This is a genomic window from Pseudomonas sp. Con_6 (assembly GCF_059379395.1).
Genome location: NZ_CM182011.1, coordinates 188628 through 204812, shown reverse-complemented (window position 1 = coordinate 204812; position 16185 = coordinate 188628). Strand labels below are relative to the sequence as shown.

The 16185-nt window shown below is 58.6% G+C and carries 8 protein-coding genes, 2 tRNA genes and 4 rRNA genes; 6 read left to right on the top strand and 8 right to left on the bottom strand.

Annotation, left to right across the window (positions count from 1 at the left end; all coding sequences use genetic code 11):
- The first annotated feature begins 245 nt into the window (after positions 1 to 245).
- On the top strand, positions 246 to 587 hold the full coding sequence (locus tag AC5QPF_RS00980; RefSeq protein ID WP_494961625.1) for a tryptophan synthase subunit beta: 342 nt from the start codon (positions 246 to 248) through the stop codon (positions 585 to 587).
- A gap of 28 nt (positions 588 to 615) precedes the next feature.
- Here AC5QPF_RS00980 and lapD read toward each other — a convergent pair whose 3' ends face one another.
- Both lapD and lapG read right to left on the bottom strand, forming a co-directional pair.
- Positions 616 to 2547: a cyclic di-GMP receptor LapD gene (lapD, locus tag AC5QPF_RS00975; RefSeq protein ID WP_494961624.1), complete on the bottom strand. Its 1932-nt coding sequence runs from the start codon at positions 2545 to 2547 to the stop codon at positions 616 to 618.
- A gap of 9 nt (positions 2548 to 2556) precedes the next feature.
- The gene (lapG, locus tag AC5QPF_RS00970; protein ID WP_494964100.1) at positions 2557 to 3219 is read right to left on the bottom strand and encodes a cysteine protease LapG; all 663 of its coding nucleotides are present in this window, start codon (positions 3217 to 3219) and stop codon (positions 2557 to 2559) included.
- 339 nt (positions 3220 to 3558) lie between these two features.
- Here lapG and AC5QPF_RS00965 point away from each other — a divergent pair, with 339 nt between their 5' ends.
- The 5 genes from AC5QPF_RS00965 to AC5QPF_RS00945 all read left to right on the top strand — a co-directional run bounded on the left by AC5QPF_RS00965 (position 3559) and on the right by AC5QPF_RS00945 (position 10460).
- Positions 3559 to 4248 carry an FCD domain-containing protein gene (locus tag AC5QPF_RS00965; protein WP_494961623.1) on the top strand — a complete coding sequence of 230 codons (690 nt, stop codon included), beginning with the start codon at positions 3559 to 3561 and terminating at the stop codon, positions 4246 to 4248.
- Positions 4249 to 4846: 598 nt separating this feature from the next.
- Positions 4847 to 5623 carry a DUF3050 domain-containing protein gene (locus AC5QPF_RS00960; RefSeq protein ID WP_494961622.1) on the top strand — a complete coding sequence of 259 codons (777 nt, stop codon included), beginning with the start codon at positions 4847 to 4849 and terminating at the stop codon, positions 5621 to 5623.
- Positions 5620 to 6567, top strand: a complete 948-nt coding sequence (locus tag AC5QPF_RS00955) for a diiron oxygenase (protein WP_494961621.1) — start codon at positions 5620 to 5622, stop codon at positions 6565 to 6567. The genes AC5QPF_RS00960 and AC5QPF_RS00955 overlap by 4 nt, the downstream gene beginning before the upstream one ends.
- Positions 6564 to 9968, top strand: coding sequence for an amino acid adenylation domain-containing protein (locus tag AC5QPF_RS00950; RefSeq protein WP_494961620.1), 3405 nt, complete (start codon positions 6564 to 6566; stop codon positions 9966 to 9968). Before AC5QPF_RS00955 ends, AC5QPF_RS00950 begins: the two co-directional genes overlap by 4 nt.
- A 24-nt stretch (positions 9969 to 9992) precedes the next feature.
- Positions 9993 to 10460 (top strand): SRPBCC family protein, encoded by a 468-nt coding sequence (locus AC5QPF_RS00945; protein ID WP_494961619.1) that lies wholly within the window; start codon positions 9993 to 9995, stop codon positions 10458 to 10460.
- 63 nt (positions 10461 to 10523) lie between these two features.
- On the opposite strand, the gene rrf (AC5QPF_RS00940) is transcribed toward AC5QPF_RS00945, so the two are convergent.
- The 6 genes from rrf (AC5QPF_RS00940) to AC5QPF_RS00915 form a co-directional block, all read right to left on the bottom strand.
- Positions 10524 to 10639, bottom strand: a 5S ribosomal RNA gene (gene rrf / locus AC5QPF_RS00940).
- A 112-nt stretch (positions 10640 to 10751) separates the two neighbouring features.
- Positions 10752 to 10867 (bottom strand): 5S ribosomal RNA (rrf, locus tag AC5QPF_RS00935).
- 142 nt (positions 10868 to 11009) lie between these two features.
- Positions 11010 to 13900 (bottom strand): 23S ribosomal RNA (locus tag AC5QPF_RS00930).
- Between the two features lie 235 nt (positions 13901 to 14135).
- Positions 14136 to 14211, bottom strand: a tRNA-Ala gene (locus AC5QPF_RS00925).
- Positions 14212 to 14234: 23 nt separating this feature from the next.
- Positions 14235 to 14311, bottom strand: a tRNA-Ile gene (locus AC5QPF_RS00920).
- A 77-nt stretch (positions 14312 to 14388) separates the two neighbouring features.
- Positions 14389 to 15925: ribosomal RNA gene (locus AC5QPF_RS00915) — 16S ribosomal RNA — on the bottom strand.
- Together the 16S, 23S and 5S rRNA genes with 2 tRNA genes alongside form the textbook arrangement of a ribosomal RNA operon.
- Positions 15926 to 16185: the final 260 nt, after the last annotated feature.

Here is a 16185-nt window from a genome sequence, read left to right as displayed (position 1 = left end):
GCGCCACCGGACCGGCGGATGTACGTATGCCCCTTTTGGGAGCGGGTTTACCCGCAATTGCGACGGTGACTTCACTACCGCAATCGCGGGTGAACCCGCTCCCACAGGGTCCGCGTCGTACGTTGGAGCTGTTCGGTCCTGATGATGGGAGCCCGTTCGCAACGCCGCATCAACGGCATAGCCATTTCTGATAGAGGGCCTATTCTCTGAAAGCGACTATGGATTCACATTCACGAGGAAACCCCATGTTCTACGTGCAACGCGATGCGGACGGCCAATTGGCGCGGGTCGAGCCGGCTGCCTTTGCCGAAGCCACGGAGATTCTCCCGGCCGATCACGCCGAGGTGCTGGAGTGGTTCGCCGACGATGTGGTGGAGAACAGCCTCAAGCAACTCAAGCAGAGCGACCTTGACATGATCCGGGTACTGGAAGACCTGATCGAGGTGCTGACCAGCAAGGGCGTGATCAGCATCACCGATCTGCCCCCCGGTGCCCAGGCCAAACTGCTCAACCGCAATACCGCACGTGCTGCCCTCGGTGGCCTGAACAACCTCATCGACGACGAAGAGGTCGGCGGTCTGATCTGAACCCGTCGGCCCCATCAAGGGGCCGGGTTCACGCCCAAGGCGCCGGCTCGCCCACCAGCCGGCCCTGCACGCCCTGAATATCCATTTCCCGCAGCACCTGCAGCTCCCCTTCGGTTTCCACACGCTCGGCGATCAGTGGCAGGTCAATGCTGTGCGCTGCGCGCTGGATGGCTTCGATGAACAGACGCTTGTGCTGCTCCTGGTCGATGGCGCGAATGTAGCTGCCGTCGATCTTCAGGTAGGCCAGGCCAAGGTGCGCGAGGTTGCCGATCATGCTGAAGCGGCCACCGAAATGCTGCAGGCTGAGACTGAAGCCCAGCGCTCTCAGGCGTCGGGTCAGTTGTTCCAGCACCGCCTGCTCGGGCAACTGTTCCTCGGCGATTTCCAGGGTCAGGCGCGGGCCGAGCGCAGCGTGCTGGGCCAGCAGGTCGAAGACCTTCTGCAGGCTGGCGGGGTCGTTGACCGTAGTCGCTGAGAGGTTCAGGGCCAGTGACCGATCATGGCCATGCATCTGCTTGAGCACCTTGTCCAGCATCACCAGGTCGAGCCGGGTCGCCCAGCCGAAGCGCTCCAGTGCGGGCAGGAAACGGCCGGCGGCGATAGTCTCGCCGTTGTCGTCGACCAGGCGCGACAGCACCTTGTAGTGCAGCACACGCTCCAGTTGGTTGCTGTCCACCACCGGCTGGAAGAACAGCTGGAAGCGCCCATGGGTCAGGGACTCGTCCAGCAGTGTGTGCCACTGGCGAAGGTTGTCGCTGGCGTGGGACGCGGAGCCCTGCTCCAGGCACACCCAGGACGGCTCCGGCTGGCTCTGGGCGCGGGCCAGGGCCTCGTCGGCCAGCTGTAGCAGCGCCTTGGGCTCGTCCCCGGGGCTGAATGGCGCAAGGCCAATGCACACCGACGGGGTGACATCGGAAATGCCGCGCAGGCCGGCTTCCAGCGCTTCGGCCAGGCGAATGGCATCGTCATGCACCATGCCCGGCGCCAGCACGGCGAACTCGCCGCCACGGCTGCGGGTGATCAGGTTGTTGGTTTCCGGGAAGCTGGCACAGATGCGCTGCAGTTGCTGACCCACCGCCTGCAGCAACTGGTCGGTACGCTGGCCGCCAAGACGCGAGTTGAGACCGGCGAGGTCCTGGACCCGCAAAAGAAGCAGATAGCCTTCGCGAGCCTCTTCCAGATTGCTCACGCGGGCGTTCAGTTGCATCTCGAAATAGCGCCGGTTGGCAAGACCGGTGAGGCTGTCCTGATAGGACTCGACCCGCAGCTTTTCGCTGCGCTCGGCCTGTTCCTTGTACAGCGCCTTGAGCTTCTCGACCATCTGGTTCATCGCCTGGACCACGCGGCGCAGCTCAGGGGTTCGCGGCAGGTCCGGAAGGCTGAGGAACTCGCGACGGGCGATGGCGTGGGACTGCTCGACCATGTAGTCCAGCGGCCGCAGTTGCCGACGCAGCAACAGCGCTCCCGCCACCGCACTCAGGGCACCACACAGCAGCAGCCAGCCAAGGCTGCCGAGAGCGCTCTGCCACAGCTTGGCAAGAGCGAACATCGGGTGGCTGACCACCTCGACCCGCGCCGCCTGCTGCCAGCCACGCATGACAATGGCATCGCCGCCCGCAGCTTCCAGGCCAATCATCTTGATGAACCATTGCGGTACCCCGCCCGGGTCGGGATCGGCATGCCGCTCTACCAGCACGGCGTTGGAACCGAGGTCGACCACGCGGATGCTGGCGTAGTAACCGCTGTCGAAGATCGAGCTGACCAGCAGCTCGACCATCGCCGGGTCATCCAGGTTCGGCGTCAGCGACAGCGCCAGCGCCGTGGCGGCGTCCTGGGCGTGGGAGCGCAACTGGTTGACGTACTGGCTGCGCGAGCTTTCCAGGCTGACCATGAAGCTGCCACTGAAAGCGACCACCAGGAACAGGCAGATGGCGAGCAACAATTGTTTGAACAGTGACATCGGAGCTCCTCAGTAGACCGGCTCGGCAGGGAATCCCTCCGCCTGCATTTTCTTTAACAGATCCTGCCAGCGCGACAGGCGCTTGGTATCGCCCACTTTCTTGTTGCCCGCCGCGCCGGTCAGCCACAGGCCCTCGCCGTTGAAGGCATAGACCGGCAACAGGTCAGGGCGCTGGCTGGCCGGCTTGATCGCGTCCATCAGGCTGTCGAGTACCAGAGGCATGGCGTCAGGGCTGGAATAGTAGGTCAGGACCATGTGCGCGCGGTTCTGGCGCAGGGCCTTGACGTAGGTGATACGCAGTTTTTCCGCAGGGACGCCAAGGTGGCGCAGGCTGAAGTACTTGGCGATAGCGTAGTCCTCGCAGTCTCCCGCGCCCTTGATCAGCGACTGGATCGGTGTGGCCCAGTAGTCGACTTCGTGCCACAGGTCGATGTCCTCTTCATAGCGCAACTGGCGGTTGAAGAACTGGTTGACCACCTGCAGGCGCTCGGCATCGCTGAGCTGCTTCTGCGTCGCCAGCAGTTGCTGCCAGGCATCGATGCGCTGCTGGCCAGCGCCCAGCGGGCCATAGAGGGCCGCGGCCTTGCGGCTGATCTGGGAGAAGTCCCAATCCGCGCGCAGCCCGCCCAGCATGGCCAGGCCGAGCAGCAGGGCCAGCCCTACCCGGCGCATGGTCAGAGAAAAGGTCCAACGTATCGCCAAGGCAAACTGTCCGCGAAATCCCTGGAAACGCCGATGGTGCCGCTACACCGGGGAAAAGACAATGGCACAGGACAATCACTTTGATATCAGCGCGATAAACCTCCGACAATCGGTTGACGCGCGACCAGGGGCCACACTTTCTTTCCCGTCAAAGTTCCTTCACGATTAGCACCGCGATTCAGCGGCAGGCGCGTTGCGCCGCAGGGCGAAACGATTCCGCCAATCAGCGCCGACCGGTTTGACAAGAATCGACTCCCTCACTAGCTTGATTGGATCCAATCAAGCGCCGCATTGCAGGACAACACGAGCGTGGCCGGAAAAACCAAAATCCTTAGCAGCATCCTGGGTGACGAGCAGGTGCCCCCGCACCTGGCGCGCAGCGTGATCGAAGAACGCTTGCGCAGCGCCATCCTCGATGGCCGGCTGCCACCGGGCATGGCGGTGCGTCAGCAGGAATTGGCAACGCTGTTCGGGGTCAGCCGCATGCCGGTGCGCGAGGCGCTGCGCCAGTTGGAGGCGCAGTCCCTGCTAAAGGTAGTGGCGCACAAGGGCGCAGTAGTCGCCCCGCTGATCGGCGAGGATGCCGTCGACACTTACGAACTGCGTGTCATGCTGGAAACCGAAGCACTGCGCCAGTCGATCCCGTTGCTGGACGCCGCCGACATCGCCCAGGCCCGCAGCTACATAAACGAGCTGGAAAACGAAACCCGCCATTCCGAGATCGGTCGTCTGAACCGGTTGTTCCACATGACCCTGTACAGCAAGGCCACCAACCAGAAGCTGCTGCGGCTGATTGATAACGAATTGTTGCAGGAAGAGCGCTTCCTGCGTTTCCACCTGTCGTCCATGGGCCTGGGCAAGCTGACCCAGGACGATCACAACGGCCTGACCGACGCGGCCAGCGACCAGGACATCGAGCTGGCCGTGACCGTGCTGCACCGCCACCTCAACAACGCGATGAAGACCATCCGCGACTACCTGGCGAAGACGAATCCGTAGTCTCGCTGCCTGAAATCGGGCCCACCGCGACGGCGGGCCCTGCCCTTGCTCTGCCTTCCCACATCCCACATCGCCTTCGTCGATCCATGACAGTCATGGTGTTTTCTGCACACTCTTACTGAGCAAGCGACCTCTTGATCGGCTGCGGTACGGCCCGGTCGCCTGCCTCATTTCCACCAGCAGAAGGAGCGCGCCCCGGGCGAGGGCCGATTGCGATCAACCGCCCCCAGAGTCCATTCAACCGAATTCCAGCGCTGCAACAGTGCCCGGAGTGAGGCATTCACTCACTAATAAATGACTTTGGCTGTAAATAGCCGGAGCGGGCACTCTCACATCAATAAAACAACTTTAAATTGTTTTATCGCGCACTTACAACTTGAAAAATTCGCCAAACAAAATATATCCAAAAAATAGCTTGCGAGATATTTTGAAGTTGCCTTAGCTTCTCCATGCCAGCAGCGAATACCCGTAACGGCTGCCTCGGCAACACTCGATACCCAATTGATTCTCCATGGTTATTGCCCAGGGCCGGCGCTCGCCCGGAATCAATGACTATCGCCAAACTTGCGCTGCCGTCAGATCACTCAAGGAACTTGCAATGAACAGTCTCGAACAACTGTTACATGAAAAGAAAACCGAACTGGCGAACCATTCCATCTTCGCTGAAATCGATTCATTGCCGGTATTGCGCCGGTTCATGGAAACCCATGTCTATGCAGTGTGGGACTTCATGTCACTGACCAAGCGCCTGCAGCAGGAACTGACGTGCATTCAGTTGCCTTGGCTACCGCCGCAGGACCCGAAGGCCGCCCGCCTGATCAATGAGATCGTGCTGGGCGAGGAGTCCGACGACCGCGTCGATCACGGCCACTACAGCCATTTCGAGTTGTATCTGGATGCCATGCGCGAAGTCGGCGCGCGCACGGACAGCATCGAGCGCTTCGTCGCTCTGCAGCGCGACGGCGTGCACCATCATGCCGCATTGCACGGCGCCGGGGCCAGCGAAGCGGCGCGACATTTCGTCGAGCAGACTCTGGAAATTGCCCTCAACGCGCCGGCCCATGCCGTGGCTGCGGCCTTCCTGCATGGTCGCGAGAGCGTCATCCCGACCATGTTCCAACGCATCCTCGATGACTGGGGCATCACCGGCAACCAGGCGCCGACCTTCCGCTACTACTTGCAGCGCCATATCGAGGTGGATTCCGAGGACCACGGTCCGGCCGCCGGGCAGTTGCTGGCACGCCTGGTCAACGACGATGCGCAGCGCGAGCGCGAGGTGTACGAGGCCGCCATCGCCGCGGTAGAGAGCCGCCTGGCCTTCTGGGATCGGCTGCGTCTGTCGATGCGCCAGGAAGTTGCCGAGGCCAGCGTATGAACCCTCTCGACTATGAATCCTTCGCCGATACCTGGGAAAGCCGCGCGACCATCCGTACCCGCCCACGACGCCTGGTGGAGGACGATCAGCGGCTGATCTTCCCGCTGAGTCGCCAGTCGCTGGTGCTCACCGCGACCTTCCAGCGCGAATGCCCGCAGCTGCGCGATTTCGTCCTGGTGCAAAGCCTCTACAAGTTCATCAACGACGTGGTCATCTTCGAGACCGAGATCGTCGACCGCACCGCCCGCGCCATTGCCAAGAACCGCTTCGCCGTGTGCTTTCCCTTCGCCTGTCGCTACGACGCCATGACCGTGGTAGTGGACGAGGATTACCACGCGCTGGTGGCCATGGACTTCATGCAGCAGACCATCGCGCTGACCGGCATCGAGCCGATCATGCTGCCAGCGGAAATCGAGCTGAGCCGGGCCATTCCAGCAGCCCTGGCGATGGTGCCGGCACATCTGCGGGATGCGCTGGAGCTGGTCTGCGTGGGCATCGCCGAGAACACCCTGACCAATGACGTCGCCGCCTTCGCCCGGGATGACAGCGTCAAGACATCGATCAAGGGCCTGATGGCCGATCACCTGCTCGACGAGGGCCGCCACTCCTCCTTCTGGGCACGGCTGGCGCGCCTGTACTGGAGCCAGGCACCGGAAGCGGACCGTCAGGCCATTGCCCGGGTGCTGCCGGTGTTCATTGGTCAATACCTGACCAACGACATCCAGCAGGACTTCGATTTCCGCCTTATCGCAGCGTTGGACGTTACCGCGCAAGTCGCCACAGCACTACGCGAGGAGGTGGCCGGCATGGCCTGGCCGATCACCCACCAGCATCCCCTGCTGGGCAACATCCTGCGCTTTTTCAAAAACAGCACGCTGCTCGACGCGCCTTACGTGCAAGCCGCGCTGGCCGAGTACCTGCCGCCGCCAAGGAGAGAACCATGAGACGCCTGGATATTCTGCTGGTCGGTACCAGTCCGGCCCTGCACCAGCTGTTCGATGAGCTGGTACAGCATGGGCATATCCTGCACCGGCTGACGGAAGGCTGCCCGCTCACCCGATCCGACCTGCTTATCGAGGACGGCAGTGTCGAATTGCCGGAGGTCGCCGGGTGCGCCTTTCTCAGCCTGCGGGTCGGCAGCGGTGCGCTGGTCGAGGGTGAGTTGCCTGAACTGGAGTTGCTGTACTGGAGCGGGACCGCCCGCGCCCAACGTCTGATCGACCGCCAGCCGCTGCCTCAGGAAGCGTCAGGCAACGGCCAGGCGTTGCATCTAATGGCGCTGGATACCTTGCGCGAGCGCGTGGCGCTGCATGTCAGCCGTTTCTCACGCAACCCCGAGTATTTCCGCGAGGCCGAAGCCATCGGACCGATGCGCCAGGCCCACGAGCATCCCCTTCCCTGGCTGGAACGCCTGGCCTGGCTGCATGTGTTCAACCGGGGAGCACAGCACGACCTGCTGCGAGCCAGCGAAACGCCCGTCATCGAACGGCTGGAACACAGCCTGGTGCAGCATGCGCGGCTGCCGGCGCTGAACTTCGATGGACAGCGAATCAGTTATGCACAACTGCACGCCCAGGCGCTGGCGATCCAGGCGCAGTTGCTGCCGTCCTTGGATGGTGATGCACCACTGGTCGCAGTCTGTCTGCCGAAGTCGCTGGCGTTGTATGCCAGCCTCCTGGCCGTACTCGGCTGTGGGGCTGTCTATCTGCCACTGGACCCGGCGACTCCACCGGAGCGACTGCGCTTCATCGTGAAGAACGCCCAGGCCAGTGTGTTGATTCATGACGGACGATTCCCGGAATGGGATAGGTCGATTCCGGGGCTCGACCTGAGTCAGTTGCCTGAACCCTTGCCACTGACCGGGCTGATGCGCTGTCACCCGGCAGCAGACGCGCCCTGTGTCGCGATCTATACCTCCGGCACCACAGGCCACCCTAAAGGCGTGGTGCTCAGCCAGCGCAACATCAGCCACTTCCAGGCCTGGTACGCCGGGCACGTGGGACTGTGCACGCAGAGTCGGGCGTTGCAGTTTTCCACCATCAATTTCGACGCCTCACTGCTCGACATCATCCCGACCTGGGTGTGCGGGGCGGAACTGGTGGTGCCCAACGAAGCGCAACGGCAAGACCCCACGCAACTGGAGGCACTGATCCAGCGCCAGGAGGTCAGCCATGCGTTCCTGCCCCCAGCCCTGCTCAGTCTGCTGCGGCTGGAGGACAGCGGCCTGGAACATCTGATCACCGGCGGTGACGTCTGCGAGCCGGAGGTGATCGAGCGGTTTGCCGGGCAATGCCGCTTCCACAATATCTACGGCCCGACGGAAACCACGGTACTGGCCACCACCCGGGTCTTCGCCGCTGGCGACAATGTGCGCAACCTCGGTGTGCCGATCGACAATGCCCGAGTGCTGCTGCTTGATGAGGCGCTGCAGCCGGTGCCGGAGCACAGCGCTGGCGAGCTCTACATCGGCGGCCCTGGCGTGGGCCTGGGCTATTTGAACAATGCCGTGCTGAGTGCCGAGCGCTTCATCACCCTGGATCTGCCGGACGGTGAACCCCTGCGCCTTTACCGCACCGGCGACCTGGCGCAATGGACCGTCGAGGGTATTGAGATCTGCGGACGACGCGACAACCAGGTAAAGATACGCGGCTTCCGCGTCGAGCCGGAAGAGATTGAGCATTGCCTGCGGGCCAGCCGGTCGTTCGCTCAGGTGGCTGTGGTGATCGACGTGCAACGCCGGGTGCTGGCCTTTCTCGCCCAGCCGCGTGAGGCCGAGGCGATCAAGCACCTGCGAGCCCATGCCGAGCAGCACCTTCCCGACTATATGCGTCCCGTGCTCTACCAAGTGCTGCCTCGCATGCCCTACACGGCCAATGGCAAGGTCGATCGCCGGGCATTGCTGGAGATGCCGGTGAACCTGGCAGCCACGGTACAGCGGCTGGTGCCGGCGAATCCGCTGGAGAGCCGACTGCTGGAACTGTGGAGCGAACTGCTGGAGCTGCCTGCAGAGGATATCTCCACCGACGACAGTTTCTTCAATCTCGGCGGACATTCGATCCTGCTGTCGCGCCTGCTGTTGGCGATTCGCGAGGCCTTCGGGCGAGGTATCCCGATCAATCGCTTTATCGAGGAGCCGACCCTGCTGCGCCTGGCTGCGCTGCTCAGTGGCGAAGCGGACGGGAATGGCGCGCTGCATCCTCAGGCACTGGCCGACGCCGATCGCCCGCTGGGGTTGCGGGCACTACCGATCGAACGACTGGGGGATGTGCACAAGGTGATCGTCACCGGTGCCAACAGCTTTCTTGGCGTGCATATCGTCGAGGCTTTGCTGGGCTGGGGGGCGACCGAGGTGGCTTGCCTGGTGCGACGTGGCGAGGGTGTTTCCGCGGCCGAGCGCTTTGCCCAGGCCTTGGCCGACAACCGTATCGGGGACCTGGACTGGAGACGCATTCGAGTGTTCGAGGCAGATCTGCGCAAGCCGCGATTCGGCTTGAGCGACAGCGACTACGAAGACCTCGACCGGCGCTACGGCGCACTTATCCACAATGCAGCGCAGGTCAATCATGTGCTGGATTACCCTGCGCTAGCGGCAGACAACGTCCAGCCGCTGTTTGAATGCCTGCGCCTGTGCGAGGGGCGCAGCAAGAAGATCTTCAATTTCGTCTCCACCCTTTCCGCCTGCAGTGCCAGGGATGAACAAGGCCGGGTATTGGAAGCGCCGGCAGCGGCGACACCGCCGCTCTACATCCGCAATGGCTACAACCTCAGCAAGTGGGTCGGCGAACGGATCCTGGAGCGGGCTCGCGAGCAAGGGGTATGGGTCAACCTGTTCCGCCCCGGGAATATATCCTTCAACAGCATCAGCGGCGTCTCACAGCCACACAGAAACCGTCTGATGCTGATGCTCAAGGGTTCATTGCAATTGGGCCAGGTACCGGCGCTGGAGCTGGAATTCGACCTGATGCCGGTGGACTTCCTGGCTCGCTTCATTGGTTTCCATGCCAGTCGTTATCGCGCCGCTCAGGCCGTGTTCAACCTGCACAACCCCGAACCTTTGCGCTGGGAGCGCTATGTCAGCGCGTTTCGCGATTATGGCCAGACCTTCGAACTGGTCAGCGTGGCGCGCTGGCAACGCGAACTGCAACGGGTTGATCGCGACAACGCGCTGTTCGACGTCCTCGGCTTCTATCTCGAAGGTTTCGAAGAGGACATCGGCGACACCTCGCTGATCGATCACGCCAATGCTCGCGAAGGGGTGCAGCGCATGGGCGATCGCTATCCAGAGAAGAATCCGGCCCTGCTGGCACGGGGCTGTCAGTACCTGCGAGAAATCCAGTTCATCTGATTCACCACCCAGAGGAGCAACATCATGCAAGCACTGAAACCCGATACGCTGGTTCGCAATCCTGAAGGCTGCCTGGTCGTGTCCCAGGTCGATATCGCTGCGGACTCAGCGAGCGTGTGGAACATCGTGGGCAACTTCGCCGGTTTCGCGGTGTTCATTCCGGCGCTGAGCCATATCGAGATGACCGGTAGCGGCGTGCGCTCGATTCGCAAGAAGTTCTTCAAGGACAACAACTTCGTTATCGAGCAACTGAACTCCCGGGACGACAAGGCGATGACCATGACCTGGAGCCTGATCCACACCAGCCTGAACATCGGCAACCTGTGGGCGGCCATGGAGGTGAAGGAGCTGGGTGAAGGCCGTAGCAGGGCGATCTGGACCATCCAGGGCGAGCCCTATGACGGCGGTGCGGAGGCGCTGCCAGGCTTTCAGGCGTTCCTGCAGAAGTTCGCCGATGAGGCGATGAACAACGTGCGCAACCTGCTCAGTTGAAAACCACAAGCCTGAAAAGACAAAACCCCTGTCTGCAGGGCAGACAGGGGTTCTGGATTTGAATCTTGACGATGACCTACTCTCACATGGAGAAGCTCCACACTACCATCGGCGATGCGTCGTTTCACTGCTGAGTTCGGGATGGGATCAGGTGGTTCCAACGCTCTATGGTCGTCAAGAAATTCTGTGTGCCGATCTGTCGTCAGGCAACAGCCTCAGCGAAATTCTTGGTACTTCTACTTAAAGACAAAACCCCTACCTGCTTACGCAGATAGGGGTTTCGGAATTTAATCTTGACGATGACCTACTCTCACATGGAGAAGCTCCACACTACCATCGGCGATGCGTCGTTTCACTGCTGAGTTCGGGATGGGATCAGGTGGTTCCAACGCTCTATGGTCGTCAAGAAATTCTGGCTGTCGTCTCGTCTTTCAACGCTACGACAAATCGGGTATGTGATGTGTGAGTCGCAAACTTTCGGTCATTTCGTCTTCACAACACCGCAATCTGGCGCGCCTTCCGGCCTCACTCAAATTGCTTGGGTGTTATATGGTCAAGCCTCACGGGCAATTAGTATTGGTTAGCTCAACGCCTCACAGCGCTTACACACCCAACCTATCAACGTCGTAGTCTTCGACGGCCCTTCAGGGAGCTCAAGGCTCCAGTGAGATCTCATCTTGAGGCAAGTTTCCCGCTTAGATGCTTTCAGCGGTTATCTCTTCCGAACATAGCTACCCGGCAATGCCACTGGCGTGACAACCGGAACACCAGAGGTTCGTCCACTCCGGTCCTCTCGTACTAGGAGCAGCCCCTCTCAAATCTCAAACGTCCACGGCAGATAGGGACCGAACTGTCTCACGACGTTCTAAACCCAGCTCGCGTACCACTTTAAATGGCGAACAGCCATACCCTTGGGACCGGCTTCAGCCCCAGGATGTGATGAGCCGACATCGAGGTGCCAAACACCGCCGTCGATATGAACTCTTGGGCGGTATCAGCCTGTTATCCCCGGAGTACCTTTTATCCGTTGAGCGATGGCCCTTCCATACAGAACCACCGGATCACTAAGACCTACTTTCGTACCTGCTCGACGTGTCTGTCTCGCAGTCAAGCGCGCTTTTGCCTTTATACTCTACGACCGATTTCCGACCGGTCTGAGCGCACCTTCGTACTCCTCCGTTACTCTTTAGGAGGAGACCGCCCCAGTCAAACTACCCACCATACACTGTCCTCGATCCGGATAACGGACCTGAGTTAGAACCTCAAAGTTGCCAGGGTGGTATTTCAAGGATGGCTCCACGCGAACTGGCGTCCACGCTTCAAAGCCTCCCACCTATCCTACACAAGCAAATTCAAAGTCCAGTGCAAAGCTATAGTAAAGGTTCACGGGGTCTTTCCGTCTAGCCGCGGATACACTGCATCTTCACAGCGATTTCAATTTCACTGAGTCTCGGGTGGAGACAGCGCCGCCATCGTTACGCCATTCGTGCAGGTCGGAACTTACCCGACAAGGAATTTCGCTACCTTAGGACCGTTATAGTTACGGCCGCCGTTTACCGGGGCTTCGATCAAGAGCTTCGCGTTAGCTAACCCCATCAATTAACCTTCCGGCACCGGGCAGGCGTCACACCCTATACGTCCACTTTCGTGTTTGCAGAGTGCTGTGTTTTTAATAAACAGTCGCAGCGGCCTGGTATCTTCGACCGGCATGGGCTTACGGAGCAAGTCCTTCACCCTCGCCGGCGCACCTTCTCCCGAAGTTACGGTGCCATTTTGCCTAGTTCCTTCACCCGAGTTCTCTCAAGCGCCTTGGTATTCTCTACCCAACCACCTGTGTCGGTTTGGGGTACGGTTCCCGGTTATCTGAAGCTTAGAAGCTTTTCTTGGAAGCATGGCATCAACCACTTCGTCGCCTAAAGGCAACTCGTCATCAGCTCTCGGCCTTGAAATCCCGGATTTACCTAAGATTCCAGCCTACCACCTTAAACTTGGACAACCAACGCCAAGCTGGCCTAGCCTTCTCCGTCCCTCCATCGCAATAACCGGAAGTACAGGAATATTAACCTGTTTTCCATCGACTACGCTTTTCAGCCTCGCCTTAGGGACCGACTAACCCTGCGTCGATTAACGTTGCGCAGGAAACCTTGGTCTTTCGGCGTGGGAGTTTTTCACTCCCATTGTCGTTACTCATGTCAGCATTCGCACTTCTGATACCTCCAGCAAGCTTCTCAACTCACCTTCACAGGCTTACAGAACGCTCCTCTACCGCATCACCTAAGTGATACCCGTAGCTTCGGTGCATGGTTTGAGCCCCGTTACATCTTCCGCGCAGGCCGACTCGACTAGTGAGCTATTACGCTTTCTTTAAAGGGTGGCTGCTTCTAAGCCAACCTCCTAGCTGTCTAAGCCTTCCCACATCGTTTCCCACTTAACCATGACTTTGGGACCTTAGCTGACGGTCTGGGTTGTTTCCCTTTTCACGACGGACGTTAGCACCCGCCGTGTGTCTCCCATGCTCGGCACTTGTAGGTATTCGGAGTTTGCATCGGTTTGGTAAGTCGGGATGACCCCCTAGCCGAAACAGTGCTCTACCCCCTACAGTGATACATGAGGCGCTACCTAAATAGCTTTCGAGGAGAACCAGCTATCTCCGAGCTTGATTAGCCTTTCACTCCGATCCACAGGTCATCCGCTAACTTTTCAACGGTAGTCGGTTCGGTCCTCCAGTCAGTGTTACCTAACCTTCAACCTGCCCATGGATAGATCGCCCGGTTTCGGGTCTATACCCAGCGACTAAGCGCCCTATTAAGACTCGCTTTCGCTACGCCTCCCCTATTCGGTTAAGCTCGCCACTGAATATAAGTCGCTGACCCATTATACAAAAGGTACGCAGTCACCTAACAAAGTAGGCTCCCACTGCTTGTACGCATACGGTTTCAGGTTCTATTTCACTCCCCTCTCCGGGGTTCTTTTCGCCTTTCCCTCACGGTACTGGTTCACTATCGGTCAGTCAGTAGTATTTAGCCTTGGAGGATGGTCCCCCCATATTCAGACAAAGTTTCTCGTGCTCCGTCCTACTCGATTTCATTGACAAGAGATTTTCGTGTACGGGGCTATCACCCACTATGGCGGCACTTTCCAGAGCCTTCCACTAATCTCAAATCAACTTAAGGGCTAGTCCCCGTTCGCTCGCCACTACTAAGGGAATCTCGGTTGATTTCTTTTCCTCAGGGTACTTAGATGTTTCAGTTCCCCTGGTTCGCCTCTTGCACCTATGTATTCAGTGCAAGATACTCAGCTTGTGCTGAGTGGGTTCCCCCATTCAGAGATCTCCGGATCAAAGTCTGTTTGCCGACTCCCCGGAGCTTATCGCAGGCTACCACGTCTTTCATCGCCTCTGACTGCCAAGGCATCCACCGTATGCGCTTCTTCACTTGACCATATAACCCCAAGCAATCTGGTTATACTGTGAAGACGACATTCGCCGAAAATTTGCAAAACTCTTAAGAGTCACTCACAAATTTTACCTTAGCCTGAATCAACACCAGTGAAAGTGTCGTTCAGTCTATTTCTATCACATACCCAAATTTTTAAAGAACGGACCAGTCTATAAAGACTAGAAATCAACATTCGAACCGAATGCTCATTTCTAAGCTTTCAACAGGATGCAGATTATGGTGGAGCCAAGCGGGATCGAACCGCTGACCTCCTGCGTGCAAGGCAGGCGCTCTCCCAGCTGAGCTATGGCCCCAGACTGAGGCGGTGTAACTTAATTGGTGGGTCTGGGCAGATTCGAACTGCCGACCTCACCCTTATCAGGGGTGCGCTCTAACCAACTGAGCTACAGACCCAATAAGCTGCTTTTCCGTCTTCTTCAATGAATCAAGCAATTCGTGTGGGAGCTCATGATACGGCTGATGTCGTCGATTAAGGAGGTGATCCAGCCGCAGGTTCCCCTACGGCTACCTTGTTACGACTTCACCCCAGTCATGAATCACACCGTGGTAACCGTCCTCCCGAAGGTTAGACTAGCTACTTCTGGTGCAACCCACTCCCATGGTGTGACGGGCGGTGTGTACAAGGCCCGGGAACGTATTCACCGCGACATTCTGATTCGCGATTACTAGCGATTCCGACTTCACGCAGTCGAGTTGCAGACTGCGATCCGGACTACGATCGGTTTTGTGAGATTAGCTCCACCTCGCGGCTTGGCAACCCTCTGTACCGACCATTGTAGCACGTGTGTAGCCCAGGCCGTAAGGGCCATGATGACTTGACGTCATCCCCACCTTCCTCCGGTTTGTCACCGGCAGTCTCCTTAGAGTGCCCACCATTACGTGCTGGTAACTAAGGACAAGGGTTGCGCTCGTTACGGGACTTAACCCAACATCTCACGACACGAGCTGACGACAGCCATGCAGCACCTGTGTCAGAGTTCCCGAAGGCACCAATCCATCTCTGGAAAGTTCTCTGCATGTCAAGGCCTGGTAAGGTTCTTCGCGTTGCTTCGAATTAAACCACATGCTCCACCGCTTGTGCGGGCCCCCGTCAATTCATTTGAGTTTTAACCTTGCGGCCGTACTCCCCAGGCGGTCAACTTAATGCGTTAGCTGCGCCACTAAAATCTCAAGGATTCCAACGGCTAGTTGACATCGTTTACGGCGTGGACTACCAGGGTATCTAATCCTGTTTGCTCCCCACGCTTTCGCACCTCAGTGTCAGTATGAGCCCAGGTGGTCGCCTTCGCCACTGGTGTTCCTTCCTATATCTACGCATTTCACCGCTACACAGGAAATTCCACCACCCTCTGCCCTACTCTAGCTCGCCAGTTTTGGATGCAGTTCCCAGGTTGAGCCCGGGGCTTTCACATCCAACTTAACGAACCACCTACGCGCGCTTTACGCCCAGTAATTCCGATTAACGCTTGCACCCTCTGTATTACCGCGGCTGCTGGCACAGAGTTAGCCGGTGCTTATTCTGTTGGTAACGTCAAAACAGCAAGGTATTAACTTACTGCCCTTCCTCCCAACTTAAAGTGCTTTACAATCCGAAGACCTTCTTCACACACGCGGCATGGCTGGATCAGGCTTTCGCCCATTGTCCAATATTCCCCACTGCTGCCTCCCGTAGGAGTCTGGACCGTGTCTCAGTTCCAGTGTGACTGATCATCCTCTCAGACCAGTTACGGATCGTCGCCTTGGTGAGCCATTACCTCACCAACTAGCTAATCCGACCTAGGCTCATCTGATAGCGCAAGGCCCGAAGGTCCCCTGCTTTCTCCCGTAGGACGTATGCGGTATTAGCGTTCCTTTCGAAACGTTGTCCCCCACTACCAGGCAGATTCCTAGGCATTACTCACCCGTCCGCCGCTGAATCGAAGAGCAAGCTCTTCTCATCCGCTCGACTTGCATGTGTTAGGCCTGCCGCCAGCGTTCAATCTGAGCCATGATCAAACTCTTCAGTTCAATACTGCTTGGGTTTTGAGAAAACCCTAAACTTGGCTCAGCAATCTCAAAATGAACTATTTCGATTTCTCGTATAGTCACTTGTGATGCTGATAATCTTTTTGACTACCAGTCCATTATCACAAGCACCCACACGAATTGCTTGATTCGATTGTTAAAGAGCGGTTGGTGAAGCACTTCGCTTCAACCGAGGCGCGCATTCTACGCTTTCCTCTAAGCCTGTCAAGCGTTTATTTTGAAGTTTTTCAGAATTTCTCGTT

What these genes read in the sequence shown, in the direction of transcription:
- AC5QPF_RS00980 (WP_494961625.1), top strand. Translation starts at nt 246, where the DNA reads ATGTTCTACGTGCAACGCGATGCGGACGGCCAATTGGCGCGGGTCGAG.
- lapD (WP_494961624.1), bottom strand. Translation starts at nt 2,547, where the DNA reads ATGTCACTGTTCAAACAATTGTTGCTCGCCATCTGCCTGTTCCTGGTG.
- lapG (WP_494964100.1), bottom strand. Translation starts at nt 3,219, where the DNA reads ATGCGCCGGGTAGGGCTGGCCCTGCTGCTCGGCCTGGCCATGCTGGGC.
- AC5QPF_RS00960 (WP_494961622.1), top strand. Translation starts at nt 4,847, where the DNA reads ATGAACAGTCTCGAACAACTGTTACATGAAAAGAAAACCGAACTGGCG.
- AC5QPF_RS00955 (WP_494961621.1), top strand. Translation starts at nt 5,620, where the DNA reads ATGAACCCTCTCGACTATGAATCCTTCGCCGATACCTGGGAAAGCCGC.
- AC5QPF_RS00950 (WP_494961620.1), top strand. Translation starts at nt 6,564, where the DNA reads ATGAGACGCCTGGATATTCTGCTGGTCGGTACCAGTCCGGCCCTGCAC.
- AC5QPF_RS00945 (WP_494961619.1), top strand. Translation starts at nt 9,993, where the DNA reads ATGCAAGCACTGAAACCCGATACGCTGGTTCGCAATCCTGAAGGCTGC.